This is a genomic window from Bradyrhizobium sp. BRP20 (assembly GCF_020194215.1).
In the GTDB taxonomy this organism is placed as follows: domain Bacteria; phylum Pseudomonadota; class Alphaproteobacteria; order Rhizobiales; family Xanthobacteraceae; genus Bradyrhizobium; species Bradyrhizobium yuanmingense.
In genome coordinates, this window is the sequence record NZ_JADYVY010000002.1 from 729,904 (window position 1) to 745,323 (window position 15,420).

Annotated in this window: 15 protein-coding genes and 1 tRNA gene; 8 read left to right on the forward strand and 8 right to left on the reverse strand. The window is 65.5% G+C overall.

Translation table 11 applies throughout. The features are described from left to right. The first annotated feature begins 134 nt into the window (after nucleotides 1-134). Nucleotides 135-818, forward strand: coding sequence for a GntR family transcriptional regulator (locus I6F33_RS08220; protein WP_225141884.1), 684 nt, complete (start codon nucleotides 135-137; stop codon nucleotides 816-818). A gap of 103 nt (nucleotides 819-921) precedes the next feature. Here the strand turns inward: I6F33_RS08220 and I6F33_RS08225 are convergent, their stop codons facing one another. The 3 genes from I6F33_RS08225 to dctP are packed head-to-tail and all read right to left on the reverse strand — an operon-like array spanning nucleotide 922 to nucleotide 3,850. After that, the gene (locus tag I6F33_RS08225) at nucleotides 922-2,280 is read right to left on the reverse strand and encodes a TRAP transporter large permease (RefSeq protein ID WP_225141885.1); all 1,359 of its coding nucleotides are present in this window, start codon (nucleotides 2,278-2,280) and stop codon (nucleotides 922-924) included. Then, nucleotides 2,277-2,831: a TRAP transporter small permease gene (locus tag I6F33_RS08230; RefSeq protein WP_057029145.1), complete on the reverse strand. Its 555-nt coding sequence runs from the start codon at nucleotides 2,829-2,831 to the stop codon at nucleotides 2,277-2,279. Before I6F33_RS08230 ends, I6F33_RS08225 begins: the two co-directional genes overlap by 4 nt. Beyond that, complete coding sequence (dctP, locus tag I6F33_RS08235) at nucleotides 2,828-3,850, reverse strand: TRAP transporter substrate-binding protein DctP (protein ID WP_225141886.1); 1,023 nt, start codon at nucleotides 3,848-3,850, stop codon at nucleotides 2,828-2,830. Before dctP ends, I6F33_RS08230 begins: the two co-directional genes overlap by 4 nt. A gap of 327 nt (nucleotides 3,851-4,177) precedes the next feature. Here dctP and I6F33_RS08240 point away from each other — a divergent pair, with 327 nt between their 5' ends. Next, a complete protein-coding gene (locus I6F33_RS08240) occupies nucleotides 4,178-4,423 on the forward strand; it encodes a pentapeptide MXKDX repeat protein (RefSeq protein ID WP_035999609.1) in 246 nt (81 codons plus the stop codon). 120 nt (nucleotides 4,424-4,543) lie between these two features. Here the strand turns inward: I6F33_RS08240 and I6F33_RS08245 are convergent, their stop codons facing one another. Further along, nucleotides 4,544-4,891, reverse strand: coding sequence for a DUF6481 family protein (locus I6F33_RS08245; protein ID WP_225141887.1), 348 nt, complete (start codon nucleotides 4,889-4,891; stop codon nucleotides 4,544-4,546). A 264-nt stretch (nucleotides 4,892-5,155) separates the two neighbouring features. Here I6F33_RS08245 and I6F33_RS08250 point away from each other — a divergent pair, with 264 nt between their 5' ends. From I6F33_RS08250 to I6F33_RS08260, 3 genes are all read left to right on the forward strand, one after another. Beyond that, nucleotides 5,156-5,392: a hypothetical protein gene (locus I6F33_RS08250; RefSeq protein WP_035999592.1), complete on the forward strand. Its 237-nt coding sequence runs from the start codon at nucleotides 5,156-5,158 to the stop codon at nucleotides 5,390-5,392. A 76-nt stretch (nucleotides 5,393-5,468) separates the two neighbouring features. Beyond that, on the forward strand, nucleotides 5,469-5,705 hold the full coding sequence (locus I6F33_RS08255) for a DUF2273 domain-containing protein (RefSeq protein WP_146207736.1): 237 nt from the start codon (nucleotides 5,469-5,471) through the stop codon (nucleotides 5,703-5,705). 174 nt (nucleotides 5,706-5,879) lie between these two features. Then, nucleotides 5,880-6,638 carry a hypothetical protein gene (locus tag I6F33_RS08260; protein WP_225141888.1) on the forward strand — a complete coding sequence of 253 codons (759 nt, stop codon included), beginning with the start codon at nucleotides 5,880-5,882 and terminating at the stop codon, nucleotides 6,636-6,638. A gap of 283 nt (nucleotides 6,639-6,921) precedes the next feature. Here I6F33_RS08260 and I6F33_RS08265 read toward each other — a convergent pair whose 3' ends face one another. Then, nucleotides 6,922-7,083, reverse strand: coding sequence for a hypothetical protein (locus tag I6F33_RS08265; RefSeq protein ID WP_035999590.1), 162 nt, complete (start codon nucleotides 7,081-7,083; stop codon nucleotides 6,922-6,924). Between the two features lie 163 nt (nucleotides 7,084-7,246). Here I6F33_RS08265 and I6F33_RS08270 point away from each other — a divergent pair, with 163 nt between their 5' ends. Continuing rightward, nucleotides 7,247-7,438, forward strand: coding sequence for a hypothetical protein (locus tag I6F33_RS08270; RefSeq protein ID WP_074447952.1), 192 nt, complete (start codon nucleotides 7,247-7,249; stop codon nucleotides 7,436-7,438). Nucleotides 7,439-7,720: 282 nt separating this feature from the next. Here the strand turns inward: I6F33_RS08270 and I6F33_RS08275 are convergent, their stop codons facing one another. Next, entirely contained in the window at nucleotides 7,721-7,948 is a 228-nt protein-coding gene (locus I6F33_RS08275; RefSeq protein ID WP_025036201.1) for a DUF2171 domain-containing protein, read from the reverse strand. A 114-nt stretch (nucleotides 7,949-8,062) separates the two neighbouring features. Between I6F33_RS08275 and I6F33_RS08280 the strand changes: the two genes are divergently transcribed. Further along, nucleotides 8,063-9,346, forward strand: coding sequence for a hypothetical protein (locus I6F33_RS08280; protein WP_225141889.1), 1,284 nt, complete (start codon nucleotides 8,063-8,065; stop codon nucleotides 9,344-9,346). A gap of 21 nt (nucleotides 9,347-9,367) precedes the next feature. Here the strand turns inward: I6F33_RS08280 and I6F33_RS08285 are convergent, their stop codons facing one another. Both I6F33_RS08285 and I6F33_RS08290 read right to left on the reverse strand, forming a co-directional pair. Then, the gene (locus I6F33_RS08285; protein WP_225112821.1) at nucleotides 9,368-9,586 is read right to left on the reverse strand and encodes a hypothetical protein; all 219 of its coding nucleotides are present in this window, start codon (nucleotides 9,584-9,586) and stop codon (nucleotides 9,368-9,370) included. 140 nt (nucleotides 9,587-9,726) lie between these two features. Further along, nucleotides 9,727-9,803: transfer RNA gene (locus I6F33_RS08290), tRNA-Arg, on the reverse strand. A 416-nt stretch (nucleotides 9,804-10,219) separates the two neighbouring features. Here I6F33_RS08290 and I6F33_RS08295 point away from each other — a divergent pair. Further along, on the forward strand, nucleotides 10,220-15,415 hold the full coding sequence (locus I6F33_RS08295; protein WP_225141891.1) for an alpha-2-macroglobulin: 5,196 nt from the start codon (nucleotides 10,220-10,222) through the stop codon (nucleotides 15,413-15,415). Nucleotides 15,416-15,420: the final 5 nt, after the last annotated feature.

Below are 15,420 nucleotides of genomic sequence, written 5' to 3' on the forward strand. Positions count from 1 at the left end.
GCGGTCATTTCGGCGGCAGGGCGCGCGTTTGCTGGGCATTATGCTTGTGGCGCCCCGGCTTTTGCCGGACAACTCGACATGCAAGACAGGGACCGCGTCGGCCGCACGAGTCGGGAAGGACAACGGACGATCAGATGAAACAGCCTCTGAAGCATCGCACCCTGTCGGCTGCGATCGTCGACCAGCTCCGCCAGGCAATCCTCGACGGCTCCTATCCGGCCGGATCGCAGCTGCGCCAGGACGCGCTGGGCGAAGCCTATGGCGTCAGCCGCATCCCGGTGCGCGAGGCGCTGTTCCAGCTCGAGGCGGAAGGCTTGGTGCGCATCGTGCCGCAGAAGGGCGCCATCGTCTCGGAGCTGTCGTTGGACGAGATCAACGACGTGTTCGACCTCCGCCGTATCCTGGAGCCGCGACTGCTGGCGCAGTCGGCGCCGCGCTTCACCGCGCAGGATTTCGACGGGCTCGACGACATCCACCGGAGCTTCGAGAAGGCGATCAAGGCGCGCAACATCAGTGAATGGGGCCAGCTCAATGCCGACTTCCACATGGCGCTCTACGTCCACGCCCCGCAGCCGCGCACGCGCGCGATCGTGCTGTCGCTGCTGCAGACCAGCGACCGCTACACGCGGCTACAACTCTCCAACACCAAGTCGATGGGCATTGCCGAGAAGGAGCACGCCCATCTGATCGCGCTCTGTCGTGCGCAGAAAGTAGAGGAGGCCTGCCGCTTCCTGGAGCGGCACATCGAGGCCGTGCGCAAAGACCTGCTGCAGGTGGTGGCGAACGCGCCGAAGTCGCGGCGGAAGGAGAAATCGTAGGGTGGGTTAGCCGAAGGCGTAACCCACCGCTGTTCGTCTCCGCTGCGACAGAAGACGTGGATTACGCCTTCGGCTAATCCACCCTACAGGCCGGCGATCGCTTCTACCTGCTCCCGTCCGGCCCCATCACGAGGTCCGGCAGCCAGGTCGAAATCCCCGGCACCAGGCACAGCAGCAGCACTGCAAGCATCATCAAGAGCACGAAGGGCAGCGTACCCCAGATCACCTCGCGCAGGGGAATATCGGGCGCGACGTTGCGGATGACGAAGATGTTGAGGCCGACCGGCGGATGAATCAGCCCCATCTCCATCACGATGGTCATGACGACGCCGAACCAGATGATGTCGAAATTGGCGGCGCGGAGCGGCGGCAGGATGATCGGTGCCGTCATCAGGATGATCGAGACCGGCGGCAGGAAGAAGCCGAGCACCACGACCATGACGAGGATCGCGAACAGCAGCTCCCAGCGCGGCAGGTGCATCGCGACGATGGATTCGGCGACCGATTGCGAGATGTGCAGATAGCTCATCACGTAGGAATAGAGCAGCGACATGCCGATGATCATCATCAGCATGGTCGATTCCCGGATCGTCGACTTCATGATCGGCGCGAGGTCGCTCGGCCGCCACACGCTGTAGATCGCAGCGATCAGCGCCAGCGCCAGGAGGCCGCCGAGGCCGGCGGTCTCCGACGGCGTGGCATAGCCGCCATAGAGCGCGACCATGACGCCGGTGAGCAGCAGCACGAAGGGGATCACGCGCGGCAGCACGCTGAAGCGTTCGGCGAGCGTGTACTCGTCGCGGGTCAGGATCGCAGCCTCCGGCCCGCCGTTCTTGTAAACCGCTTCGGCCGCCGCATATTCCTGGCGGAAGCGGATGACGGCATAGATGCCGAACAGCGTGACCAGCAGCAGGCCCGGCCCGATGCCGGCGAGGAACAGCCGTCCCAGCGACTTTTCGGCGGCGACCGCGAACAGGATCATCGTGATGGAGGGCGGCAACAGAATTCCGAGCGTACCGCCGGCGGCGATGATGCCAGCGGCAAAGCCGCCGGAATAGCCGCGCTTGCGCATCTCGGGGATACCGGCCGAGCCGATGGCCGAGCAGGTCGCTGGGCTCGAGCCCGCCATCGCCGCGAACAGCGCGCAGGCGAACACGTTGGCGACGCCGAGGCCGCCGGGCACGCGGTGCAGCCAGGCATGCAGCGCCAGATAGAGATCCTGGCCGGCGCGGGACTTGCCGATCGCCGCGCCCTTCAGGATGAAGAGCGGGATCGACAACAGCGTGATCGAGGCCATCTCCTCGTAGACGTTCTGCGTCACCGTATCGAGCGAGGCCGAGGGCATGAAGATGGCCATGAACACCACCGCGACCGCGCCGAGCGCGAACGCAATGGGCATGCCCGAGAACATCACGAGCAGCGTCACGATGCCGTAGGCGACGCCGATACCGAAAACGCTCATGGCCGCTTGGCTCCGGCGAAAGGCAGCGCAAGCTGCACGAGGATCTGGATGCAGAGCAGGCTCATCCCCAGCGCCATCAGCGTGTAGGGAATGGCGAGCGGCGGCGACCACATCGAGTTCGAGACCTGGCCGTCGACATAGGCTTCGTGCGCCAGTGTCCACGACTTCCAGGTGAAGAAGGCGCAGAACAGGAACGTGGCGGCATCGACCAGCCAGAGCCGGACCCGGTTCGCGAATGGCGAGAGCAGGCCGACGAAGGCCTCGATGCCGATATGACCGCGGTTCTGCTGCACATAGGCCGCCGTCATGAAGGTCGCGCCGACCAGGAGGAATACGGCGGCCTCGTCCTGCCAGTAATTGGCCGCCTTGTATAAGGCGCGACTGAGCACGCTGTAGCTCAGGATTGCGCAGGCCGCGACCAGTGCGATCGCGGCGAACACGACGATGATGCTGTTGAGGACGGCGAGACCGCGATCGATCGCTGCCGCAGGGCCGGTCCCCGCGGCAACGCTCGTCCGGTCGTCACGATCCGGAAGCGGACCGTGGCTCATGCTGCGACGTCGATGGCGAGCTTGAGCAGGTTTGCGGCGGTCGCGGTCTTGGCGCTGTAGTCCTTCCACGCGGTGTCGCGGGCGATGTCGCGCCATTTTCCGACGGTGGCGGCGTCGAGCGCCGAGACCTTGGCCCCGGCCTTCTCATAGACCTTGGCGACCTCGACGTCGTCATCCTGCGCGCCCTTGCGGCCGAAGGCTTCGAGCTCGGTGCCGACCGCGAGCAGGATGTCCTGATGGTTCTTCGGCAGCTTGTCGAAGATCGCCTTCGACATCATCAGCGGCTCGAGCATGAACCAATAGGAGGCGCCCGCGCCCGAGGTCAGCGACTTCGCGACCTCTTCCAGGCGGAACGAGATCAGGCTCGTCGAGGAGGTGATGCCGGCATCGCAGGCGCCGGTCTGCATCGCCGCGTAGATCTCGTTCGACGGGACCGACAACACCGAGGCGCCGGCGGTCTGCAGCACCATGTCCATCTCGCGCGAGCCGCCGCGCACCTTGAGGCCCTTGGCGTCCTCCGGGGCGACGATCGGCTTGGAACGGCTAGCAACGCCGCCGGCCTGCCAGACCCAGGTGAGCAGGATGATGCCCTTGTCGGCCAGGAAGTCGGTCAGCGCCTTGCCGACGGGCTCCTTCTTCCAGCGCAGACCCTGGTCGTAGTTGGTCACGAGGCCCGGCATTAGGCCGATATTGGTCTCCGGCACTTCGCCGCCGGCATAGGGCATCGGATAGAGGCTGATATCGAGCGCGCCCTTGCGCATGGCGGAGAACTGCGCGTTGGTCTTGATCAGCGAGGAGTTCGGATAGATCTCGGCGGCAATGTCGCCATTGCTGCGCTTACTCACTTCGGCGGCGAACATGCGGCACAGCCGGTCGCGGAAATCGCCCTTGTCGATAGTGCCGCCTGGGAACTGATGCGAGATCTTCAGCGTGGTCGCGGCCTGCGCGGTGCCGGTGCCGAAGCGGAGAATGGCAGGTGCCACGACGGCGGTCGCGAGCAGATGGCGGCGCGTGAACATGATGTAATCCCCTTGGGCGTTTCTTTGGGCGTTTCTCGGAGTGTTTTTGGCAGAGGTGATTTGAACTGGGTTCTTCGCGACCGCGGGGCCAATCCAAGCCGGTCTCCATCCGATGGTCTTTCATCTGATAGTTCGAGACAGAGTGCCGCGGCAAGTGCCGGTTGTGCTGCGCTGCAGCACATCCGATCCATGCGGGCTCGCCAATCAACGAGGGCGGCTGGCCGCAGAAATTTATCGATGGTCAGCGTAACAACGCCACACGGCTATCCGTCGAGACAGGATAGCGGCGTCCGTCGCTGACAAACAAATCACGAAGGAAGATGAACCATGACCATTCGCACCCGCATCGTGCTCGGCGTCTCGGCTGCCGCTCTCTCGCTAGGCCTCGCGTTTGCGCCGGCCGCCTTTGCTCAGGACAAGATGGGCAAGGACGATGGCATGATGAAAAAGGACACGATGTCCAAGGACGGCATGATGAAGAAGGACCACATGTCCAAGGACGACGGCATGAAGAAGGATCACATGTCGAAGGACGGCATGAAAAAGGACGACGGGATGATGAAGAAGAACTGATCCCGGGTCGTCATCGCGCAACGCCCCTTGGGCGGGCCGCGTCCTCTCGAATTCCGGCGGCATTTGAGGCCGCCGGAATGATGGCTCAGTTCAAGTTCAATTGAACGTGACCAGCGCGTTTTACTTGCGCTTAGCCTTGCGGGCGGCGTAGCGCGCATCGCGTTTGGCCTTCTGCTCGGCCTCGAGCGCGGCCTGCTTCTCGGCGGCTTCCTCGGCTTCCCGCGCGATCCGCGCAGCTTCGGCTGCCTTGGCCTCTTCCTCAAGGCGCTTCTGTTCGGCCTTTTCGGCCTCGCGCGCGGCCTTTACCTCGGCGCGCTTGGCCGCGAGGGCCTCACGCTCGGCGCGCTTCGCCGCCACCGCGGGATCATCGGGCCCCGGCTGCGACTTGAACTTGTTCAAAAGATTTTTGCGGGCGTCCTGCGCCGCCTTTTGCCGGTCTGCAAAGCCGGGTTCCCTGAATCCACTCATCGACGAGCCTTGTCTTCCTCGCTTTCGATCCTACATCGGTGCCTGTTGGTAAGTCGGCTGGGCATAGCAGGCGCCACGCGACGCAGAAGCGTGTACATCGGCGCGCGTCGCGAAGCCACCCATAATCGCAGCCGATCAGGTCAACGAAAAATCGCCCCCCGACGATCTCTCGTAGCCCGAAAAAACTGCCGAATTGTGATGTCCCTCATAAGGGAGCACATGGGCGACGCCTAGCGTCCGCCCCGTACGAGACGGAGCACGGGCATGACAATCTCAAGACCAAGCCTGAAGGCGCTCGCGATTGCCGTCGCCCTGGCAGGCGTGGCCGGCGCCGCGCTGCTGCTGGCTCGTCCGCAGCCCATCGAAAGTGCCGTGCTGGGAGCGGATTGGGAATGCACCCAGACCGCATTCGTGCTCACGAGCTGCGCACCGCGCGTTCAGGAGGCAATTCCGGCGGTCGAAACCTTGCGCAAGGATGCAATCCAGCAGACCCGGGGCTGAATTGGGCCGGACGATCCGGATGTGACGCGACGCCGCAGAGGTGGTAAAGCCAGCGCGCCAGCGTGACCAGGCGGCCATGTCGAAGCCAGAGTCCAGATCCGAACCGGGCGAGGAGCCCCATCCTCGACCGAACCGTCAGCCCAAGCCTCCGTCCGGCGGCGACCGCCGCGGCGCGCTGGCAGGATTGATCATCGCGGTCGTGATCCTCGGCATCGGCTGGTGGCTTGCCCGGGATCTGACGGCAGCCAGCAAGATGCAGGATTGTCTGATGTCCGGGCGAAGCAATTGCAATGTGATCGAGCCGGCTCGCTAGGCGCGCTCCACAGCATGGCTATGGGGCCGAAAAAATGCCCTGATCTTAATCATTTGTAACGGGACTTAGCCGATCAAGCAGGGCAGTGATTTCGGCCGGCATCAGCCCAGCGCGCGGCGATTCGTCGATCGCGCCCGGGATTCACGGCCATGAGAGAGCAGGGGGCGAGCACGCATGAGTGCGTCCAAACATCTGAAGATCTTCATTCCCTTGGTTTCGGCCACGTCGCTGCTCGCGCTGTCGGCGCAGGCGCAAGAGGCCAGGTCCCGGCAAGAGGTCGTCCAACCGCCGGCCGGGCCGGCAGCAGGCGCGCCGCCACAGGCCAATCCGCCCATGCGCAAGGGCCCTCCGCCGCAGCAAGCGACCCGGCCTGCGCAGCCCGGCGGTCAGCCCCATGCGGGTCACAACGCCGGGGGCCCGCCGCCGGGACGCCACGTCGCGCGCGGTCCTGCTCCCACACGTGATTGGGGTGGGCACACCTATCGCGGCAACCTTGCCTGGGAGGGTGGACGCTGGCGCCATGACGTCCGCCATGGCCGATCCGGCTGGTGGTGGGACGTTGGCGGCGTCTGGTATTATTATCCGCAGCGTATGGCCGGCCCGCCCGCCTACATTTCAGAGGACTATATCGACGACGTGCCGGTGGTCTACGCCCGGCCTCCGGTGGCCTATGCGCCGCCACCTCCGCCGCCACCGCCGGCCGATCCCGGCGCCAGCGCGCTCGGCGGCGCGCTCGTCGGTGGCCTGCTGGGCGGACTGATCTCGGGCAATGCAACCGGGGCCGCCGCAGGCGCGGTTCTTGGCGGCGCGACGGGCGCGATTGCTGGCGCGACCGCGGCGTCCCAGCCCGGCTATTACTGGGCGCAGGGCACCTGCTACTACCGCTATCCGAACGGCCAATATGTGCAGGCCGATCCCCGCGCCTGCTATTGAGTTTTGCAGGCAGGATCGGACCATTGGAGGCGGGCTTCGGCCCGCCTCATCCATTTGCACGCCGGCGGTTGCTATGAATTGGCTCTGGTGCTCGTCGCCCCCTCACGTCAATTTCAAAGAAAAATGACGGGATGATTCGCGGGGGATGTGGTGCATGCTGGATGCCATCCAGATCAGCGTGGCGCTCTGGGCCATGATCGTTTGCGGCGGAATTAAACTCTCGCAGGCGTTGCCCTACCTGCTCTAAAACGGCGATCAGCTGGCAGGCCAATGCCTTGGTCGGTCAGGACACGAGCCAATCGAAGAATGCGATCGAGGCCCAGACCAGGCCCGCGATCCAGGCCACCATGACGACGCCGATGGTGCCGAGATAGGCGATGCCGAGCAGGTCCGCGCGATGTCGCTGCCTCGGGACGATGACTTCGGTTGCTGCTTTGCGTGTCATGACCGGACATCACCCATGAAGCCTGGACACGTAGTTTAGCGGAGATGTCGCGGACAGGCTGTGACGTGGTTCACAGACCGGTGCAGGAAGGCTGGTCGTTACCCCGCAATCATACGGACGAAATTGCCACGCACTCGTCCAGATGGCCGGCTAGAGTCTGCGCATGTACACCGAGTACGATCCGCAACATGAGGCCGAGGCCGCTATGAAGCGCGCCGCGGAGGCCGAGGGTGCCGACAGGCAACGGCTGATCCAGCTGGCCCTGGCATGGCACGAACTCGCCCGCGATCTGCACGATGAGCAAGCCGGCCCCTCGCATCCAGCCGGGCGCAGGCCTTTGGCCCGAGAGCGCTGAGATGAGAAAAACCCCGTGCTCGGGGGACAAGCACGGGGTCCTTCAAAGCCGACCGGGGCTGGCGGGTCGGCACCACTCAGTTCGGTCATCCAACGCGCGGGTCGCGCATTCGTTCCCGGTCAATCCGCAGCGCTGAAATCCGATCGCATTGCAGCGACCTTCCGCAGAAAGTCATCGTTAACGAATGCTCCGCGCAATCGAATTGCAGTCGCGATTCGTACTCGCGAACGAAGCGGAGTCGGACCGTGAACAAACAAAAAGCCCCCGCAGGGGCTCAGTGTTTTACGCAGCTTCGGTCTTCGGGACGGCGTCGGCATTCACCGACAGCTTGACCACGTCGCCTTCGACGGCGCCGACATATTTCGTGTCGATGTAGTGATGGTGGTCCTTGTGACCTTCCGGGCTGTCCTTGCGCGTCAGCTTGATGCGGTTGCCCTCGAGACGATCGACGGTGCCGACATGTGCGCCGTCCTTGCCGATGATCTTCATGTGCTCTCTGATGTCAGCCATGCTGTCCTCCTTGCATGGCTTCAACTGCGAAGGCGCCGGTTCGTTGCAGCAGGCACGTTGGACCCGTTGGGATTTCCGGACGTTGACGCCTGATTGGATCTGTCAAGAAGCGCGATGGAGACCGTTCGGGCCTATCTGGAACGCAAGCACTGGGAACTCAGGCTGTTGAACGACGGCCTGAGAAACCCGCTCGATTTGGCGTCGCCGCGTTCCGTCGATGACGTCGTCAGGTCCAAATTCCAGATCACTGCCGCGCTCAGGGCGGAGCATGAATTACACGAGTGGAAGGCGACCGAGACCGCCTGGTCGCACACGGCCGATCCCGCCAGCGGGCCGTTCGAGTTCAGTTACGACTACCAGCGGGCCGATCTCACGGTACGCGGTCCGTCGTTCTACGAGCTCGACGGCGGCTGGACGAGCACGGCGATCTACACTGCCTCGGGGATGGCGGCGATCTCCGCGGTGCTGCTCGCCTCCGCGCGGATCGTCGCGAAGGCGGATATCCTGGTGCTGCCTGGCTGCTATGGCGAGACGCTGGAGCTGATCCGAAACTTCATGCCGCATTTGCGGATCGAACCCTTGCCGCTGCCGCTCGGCGATGCGCTTGCACGGGTGAGCTCGCCGCGGATCCTGCTGCTGGATTCCTGCTCCGTCGCCGGCGCCATCGAGGCGGTGCTGCGCTGTGACGGCTCGGGCCTCGATCTCCTGATTTTCGATACGACGTGCTTCGCCGGCAGGTCGGGCCGCATCAGGCGCGTCGTGGGGTGGGCCAGGCGACACGGAATTGCGCTGGTGCTGGTGCGAAGCCACAACAAGCTCGATTCGCTCGGAGCGGAATATGGCCGCCTCGGCTCGGCCGTCTTCGTGCGCGGGCATGAGCGTCCACCGCGGGCAGGGGACGCTGAATGGTCACGTCTCGCGTTCGAAACGCGCAACGCAGTGCGGCTGCTCGGCGGCGCGGCATTGCCGGCCCACTTCCCGCCCTTCGCGGGCAGCGCGGCGTATTGGGCGCTGACGAAGCGGCGCGTGGCGGCGATCTTGCGCAACGGCCGCAGCTCGGCGCGATGCTTTGCCGCCGAGATCCCGGCGCTCTCGGCTCAGCTTCGCTTCGCTCACGGCCTCTACGTGACTCTTCGCGGAAGGCGCGCGCTCGACGAGGCGGCAGCACGGCAGGCTGCCGAGGACATGAGCTGCGAATTGCGCCGCGCGGGCTTTCCCATCCGCCACGCCGGCAGCTTCGGCTTCGATTTCGCCGCGACCGAGTGGTTTCACGACGCGACGACGGACCAGTACAGCGTCCGGGTGGCGGTGCCGGACCTGCCGACGGAGGTGTGGGACGATCTCACCGCGGCCATTGCGCGGTGGTGGCGGGGTCATCAGCGGGCAGGCTGTGGATAGACCGGAGGGCGGGCGCGTCGATCAGTCGACCGCCAGGCAATATTCGAGTCGCGGCTTGTCGTGACCGCGGCGCGCCCAGTCCTCAACTGCAAATGCAGGCTGACGTTGTCCCGTTGCGGCGCCAAGGATCGAGGCCTGGACCACCTTGATGGGCCTCGTGACCGCATTGGTGCTCACCAAGCCCGCGTCGACCGCCAAATACGAGATCGCAACGACCGCGACCGCAGATGCGATCGCCATTCTCGTCAATTCGGATTGCTGCATTCCCAAACCTATCGGGCGCGTCTCACCCGGCGCTTAGATAGGGCTGATCGGCGCCGTTCAAAGGCCGGCATATGGTTACCCACGCGTTCGTGAAGAGCGGCGGCGAGGCAACGAGCTGGCGATCCCGGCAGGACTCGAACCTGCAACCCGCGGAGTAGAAATCCGCTACTCTATCCAGTTGAGCTACGGGACCGTCTTGAGCCGGCCGTCTTGAGCCGCCCGGATTGGGCGGCTGGCCGTTCATGTAGCATGCCAATATGAAAAAACTGGTGTTTCGCCAAGTCTGAACCGAACCGTTTTCCTCAGTGCGGCGACAAAGCGGAACGGTGGGGTGTCAGGGTGCCGGGTTGAGCGGCAGCGGACTGGACGATGGATCACATCGCCGGGAACGCTGAACAGCTTCCGGGGCACGGCCGCCGGTCGACTGGTCAGGTAGTGCTGCGCCATCAGGACGGCGTGCGTGGCGATATCTTGGCCTCCTCTGGGCTTACCTCTGTCATGGCGAAAGCGACGCTTTGCACCTTCTGGTTCCATCGCCTTGAGTCCGTCACCTTTCCGCGCATTTCATTTGCCGCCGCGGCGTTCGTCCGCGCTTTCCGGGAGTCTTCAATGATCGGTCTCGTTCGCGCCGTCACAATCTGCGCCGCGCTAGCGCTCGGCCTTGTCACCGCGCAGGCCGCCGACAAGGCGTTCAAACGCGACGACCTCGCCGATTCCGCGATCAAGCTGGAGGCCCAGATCAAGAGCGAGGCGGGGCCGGTCGCCAAGACCAATGCGACGCTGAAGACGGACGCCGACGCCGCCTTCCGGCGCAATGATTACCGCACCGGCCTTTCGGTGCTCGGCCAGATCGCCGCGACCACGCCCGAGGATGCCGGCAATTGGCTGCGGCTCGCCAAGGTCATCTTCCAGATCTCGCCGAAGAGCTCGAGCGAGCAGACCTTCCTGCTGGAGCGCGCCTCGACGGCGGCCTATATCGCTTACATGCGCGCCGGCAATCCGGGCGAGGAGGCCGACGCGCTCGCCGTGCTCGGCAAGGCGCTGGCCGACCGCAAGCTGTGGCGGCCGGCACTGGATGCGCTGCGGCTGTCGCTCGACATGCGCGAGGTCGCCGAGGTCCGCGGCCAATATGAGAAGATGCGCGACGAGCACGGCTTCCGCCTGCTCGACTATACCGTCGACTCGGACTCGGCGAGCCCGCGCGCCTGCTTCCAGTTCTCCGAGGAACTCGCCAAGCGCACCGACTTCGCGCCGTTCCTGGCGCTTGCAGGCCAGGACAAGCCGGCGCTGTCGGCCGAAGGCAAGCAGCTCTGCGTCGACGGGCTGAAGCACGGCGAGCGCTACAACATCAACCTGCGCGCCGGCTTGCCGTCGTCCGTGAAGGAGGGGCTGCCGAAATCGGCCGAGTTCAACATCTATGTGCGCGACCGCAAGCCGTTCGTGCGCTTCACCAGCCGTGCCTATGTGCTGCCGCGGACCGGCCAGCGCGGCATTCCCGTCGTCAGTGTCAACACGCCTGCGGTTAGCATCAATGTCTTCCGGATCGGCGACCGCAACCTGATCAACACGGTGGTCGACAGCGATTTCCAGAGGACGCTGTCGAAGTACCAGCTCAGCGAGCTCGGCGACGAGCGCGGCGTCAAGGTCTGGACCGGCGAGCTTGCGACTGCGACGACGCTGAACCAGGACGTCACCACGGCGTTCCCGGTCGACCAGGCGCTCGGCGAGCTCCAGCCCGGTGTCTACGTCATGACGGCCGCGGCGAGGGCCTCGGACGAGGACTACCAGCTCGCCACGCAATGGTTCATCGTCTCCGACCTCGGCATCGCCGCTTATTCCGGCAATGACGGCATCCATGTTTTCGTCAACTCGCTGGCGTCGACCGATCCGGTCGGCAAGGCCGAGGTGCGGCTGGTCGCGCGCAACAACGAGATCCTGGCGACGCGCAAGACCGACGATGCCGGTCACGTGCTGTTCGAGGCCGGCCTTGCGCGCGGCGAGGGCGGATTGTCGCCGGCGATGCTCACGGTGACCGGCGAGAAGGCCGATTATGCCTTCCTGAGCTTGAAGACGTCGGCCTTCGACCTGTCCGACCGAGGCGTTTCGGGGCGCGCGGTGCCCGCCGGCGCCGATGCCTTCGTCTATGCGGAGCGTGGCGTCTACCGTTCCAGCGAGACCGTGTTCCTCACCGCGCTGCTCCGCGACGGGCAGGGCAATGCCGTCACCGGTGGGCCGATGACACTGGTGGTCGAGCGCCCCGACGGCGTCGAATATCGCCGTGCCGTGCTGGCCGATCAGGGCGCCGGCGGCCGCACGCTGTCCGTGCCGCTCAACTCGGCCGTACCGACCGGCACCTGGCGGGTGCGCGCCTTCACCGATCCGAAGGGAGCTTCGGTCGGCGAGACCACCTTCATGGTCGAGGATTACGTCCCCGATCGGATCGAATTCGACTTGTCCGCCAAGGACAAGCTGATCAAAGCTAACGCTCCAGTGGAGCTTAAGGCCGACGGTCATTTCCTCTATGGCGCACCTGCTTCGGGCCTGCAGCTCGAAGGCGACATGCTGATCGCGCCGGCGGCCGAGCGGCCCGGCTTTGCCGGCTACAAGTTCGGCGTCGACGACGAAGAGACCACCTCGAACGAGCGCACGCCGCTGGAGAACCTGCCGGAGGCCGACGCCAATGGCGTCGCGACCTTCCCGGTGACGCTGGACAAGCAGCCGGCCTCGACGCGCCCGCAGGAGGCACAGATCTTCGTCCGCATGGTCGAGACCGGCGGCCGCGCCGTCGAGCGCAAGATCGTGCTGCCGGTCGCGCCGGCAACGGCGCAGATCGGCATCAAGCCGCTGTTCGGCGACAAGAACGTCACCGAGGGTGACAAGGCCGAGTTCGACGTCGTGTTCGTCTCGCCGGAGGGCGAGAAGCTGCGCCGCGACGGCCTGCGCTACGAGCTCCTGAAGATCGAATCGCGCTACCAGTGGTACCGCCAGAACAATTACTGGGAGTACGAGCCGGTCAAGTCGACCTCGCGCGTCGCCGACGGCGACGTCACTGTTACGGTCGACAAGCCGACGCGGCTCTCGCTCACGCCGGAGCCCGGCCGCTACCGGCTCGACGTCAAGTCGAACGAGGCCGACGGCCCGGTGACCTCGGTGCAGTTCGACGTCGGCTGGTACTCGGACGGCAGCGCCGACACGCCGGACCTGCTGGAGACCTCGATCGACAAGCCGCAATATTCCTCCGGCGACACCATGACGGTGTCCGTCAACGTCCGCAGCGCCGGCAAGCTCACCATCAACGTGCTCGGCGAGCGGCTGCTGACGACGCAGACCATCGACGTCAAGGAAGGCACCGCGCAGGTCAAGCTCCCGATCGGCAAGGATTGGGGTACCGGCGCCTATGTGGTGGCGACGCTGCGCCGTCCGCTCGATGCCGCCGCCCAGCGCATGCCGGGCCGTGCGATCGGGCTGAAATGGTTCGGCATCGACAAGCAGGCTCGCACCTTGCAGGTCAAGCTGTCGCCGCCTTCGCTGATCCGGCCGAATTCGACGCTGAAGATCCCCGTCAAGCTCGATGGGCTCAATCCGGGCGAGGACGCCAAGGTCGTCATCGCCGCGGTCGACGTCGGCATCCTCAATCTCACCAATTACAAGCCGCCGGCGCCGGACGATTATTATCTCGGCCAGCGTCGCCTCAGCGCCGAGATTCGCGACCTCTACGGGCAGCTGATCGACGGCATGTCGGGCACGCGCGGCCAGATCAAGTCCGGCGGCGACGCCGGTGGCGAGCTACAGGGCTCGCCGCCTACGCAGAAGCCGCTCGCGCTCTATTCCGGCATCGTCACGGTCGCCGCCGACGGCTCGGCCGAAGTGAGCTTCGATGTTCCGGAATTCGCCGGCACCGCGCGCGTGATGGCGGTGGCGTGGACCGCGACCAAGCTCGGCCGCGCCAACACCGACGTCGTGATCCGCGATCCCGTGGTGCTGACGACGACGCTGCCGCGCTTCCTGCTCAACGGCGACCGCGGCTCGGTCAACCTCGAGATCGACAATGTCGAGGGGCAGGCCGGCGACTACGTCATCAACGTGAAGGCGGGCGGCCCGGTGAAGATGATCGGCAATCCCGCCACCACGGTGAAGCTCGCGGCCAAGCAGCGCAATGCGTTCTCGCTCGCGCTCGATGCGACCGCGGCGGGGCAGGCGACGCTCGACGTCGACATTAAGGGGCCGAATGGCCTTTCGCTGGTGCGTCACTATGCGTTCGACGTCAAGCCGGCGACGCAGGTGCTGGCGCGGCGCTCGATCCGGACGCTGGCGAAGGGCGAGAGCCTGACGCTGACCTCGGACCTGCTCTCCGATCTCGTGCCGGGCACCGGCGCTGTCTCGGTCTCGGCCAGCCTGTCGACCGCGCTCGATGCGGCAACGATCCTGAAAGCGCTCGACCGCTATCCCCATGGCTGCTCGGAGCAGATCACGAGCCGGGCGATGCCGCTGCTCTATGTCAACGAGCTCGCGGCCGGCGCGCATCTTGCCATGGACACCGAGGTCGACCAGCGCATCCGCGACGCCATCGAGCGGCTGCTGGCGCGCCAGGGCTCGAACGGCTCGTTCGGCCTGTGGCTGGCCGGCGGCGACGATGCCTGGCTCGATGCCTACGTGACGGACTTCCTCACCCGCGCCCGCGAGAAGGGCTTTGCGGTGCCGGACGTGCTGTTCAAGAACGCGCTGGACCGTATCCGCAACTCCGTCGTCAATGCCAACGAGCCGGAGAAGGACGGCGGCCGCGATCTCGCCTACGGCCTTTATGTGCTCGCCCGCAATGGCGCAGCTCCGATCGGCGACCTCCGCTATCTCGCCGATACCAAGCTTGCCAACCTCGCGACCCCGATCGCGAAATCGCAGCTTGCGGCGGCGCTCGCCCTGGTCGGCGACCGCAACCGCGCCGAGCGGGTCTATGGCGCGGCGCTCGACAGCCTCGCGCCCAAGCCCGCGCTGGAATTCGGCCGCACCGACTACGGCTCGCAGCTGCGCGACGCCGCAGCATTGGTGTCTCTCGCCAGTGAAGGCAACGCGCCGAGGGCGACGCTGACGCAGGCGGTGTCCCGGGTCGAGACCGCCCGCGGGCTGACGCCCTACACCTCCACGCAGGAGAATGCGTGGCTGGTGCTGGCGGCGCGTGCGCTCGCCAGGGAGAACCTCTCGATCGAGGTCGATGGCCAGCCGGTCAAGACCGCCTTGTACCGCAGCTACAAGGCGGACACGCTGGGTGGCAAGCCGCTGAAGATCACCAACACCGGCGATGCGCCGGTGCAGGCGGTCGTCTCGGTGTCGGGCTCGCCGGTCACGCCGGAGCCGGCGGCGTCCAACGGCTTCAAGATCGAGCGCAGCTACTACACGCTCGACGGCAAGCCCGCCGACATCAGCAAGGTCAAGCAGAATCAGCGCTTTGCGGTGGTGCTGAAGATCACCGAAGCCAAGCCCGAGTACGGCCACATCATGGTGTCCGACTATCTGCCGGCGGGCCTGGAGATCGACAATCCGAACCTGGTGTCGTCCGGCGACAGCGGCACGCTGGACTGGATCGAGGACGGCGAGGAGCCGGAACATACCGAATTCCGCGACGACCGCTTCACCGCGGCCGTCGACCGGGCCTCGGATTCCAAGTCGGTCTTCACGCTCGGCTATGTCGTGCGCGCGGTCTCGCCCGGCAAATACGTGCTGCCGCAGGCCTATGTCGAGGACATGTACAATCCCTCGCGCTATGGCCGGACCGGCACGGGCAGTGTCGAGGTGCGGGCGGCGAAGTGAGTGAG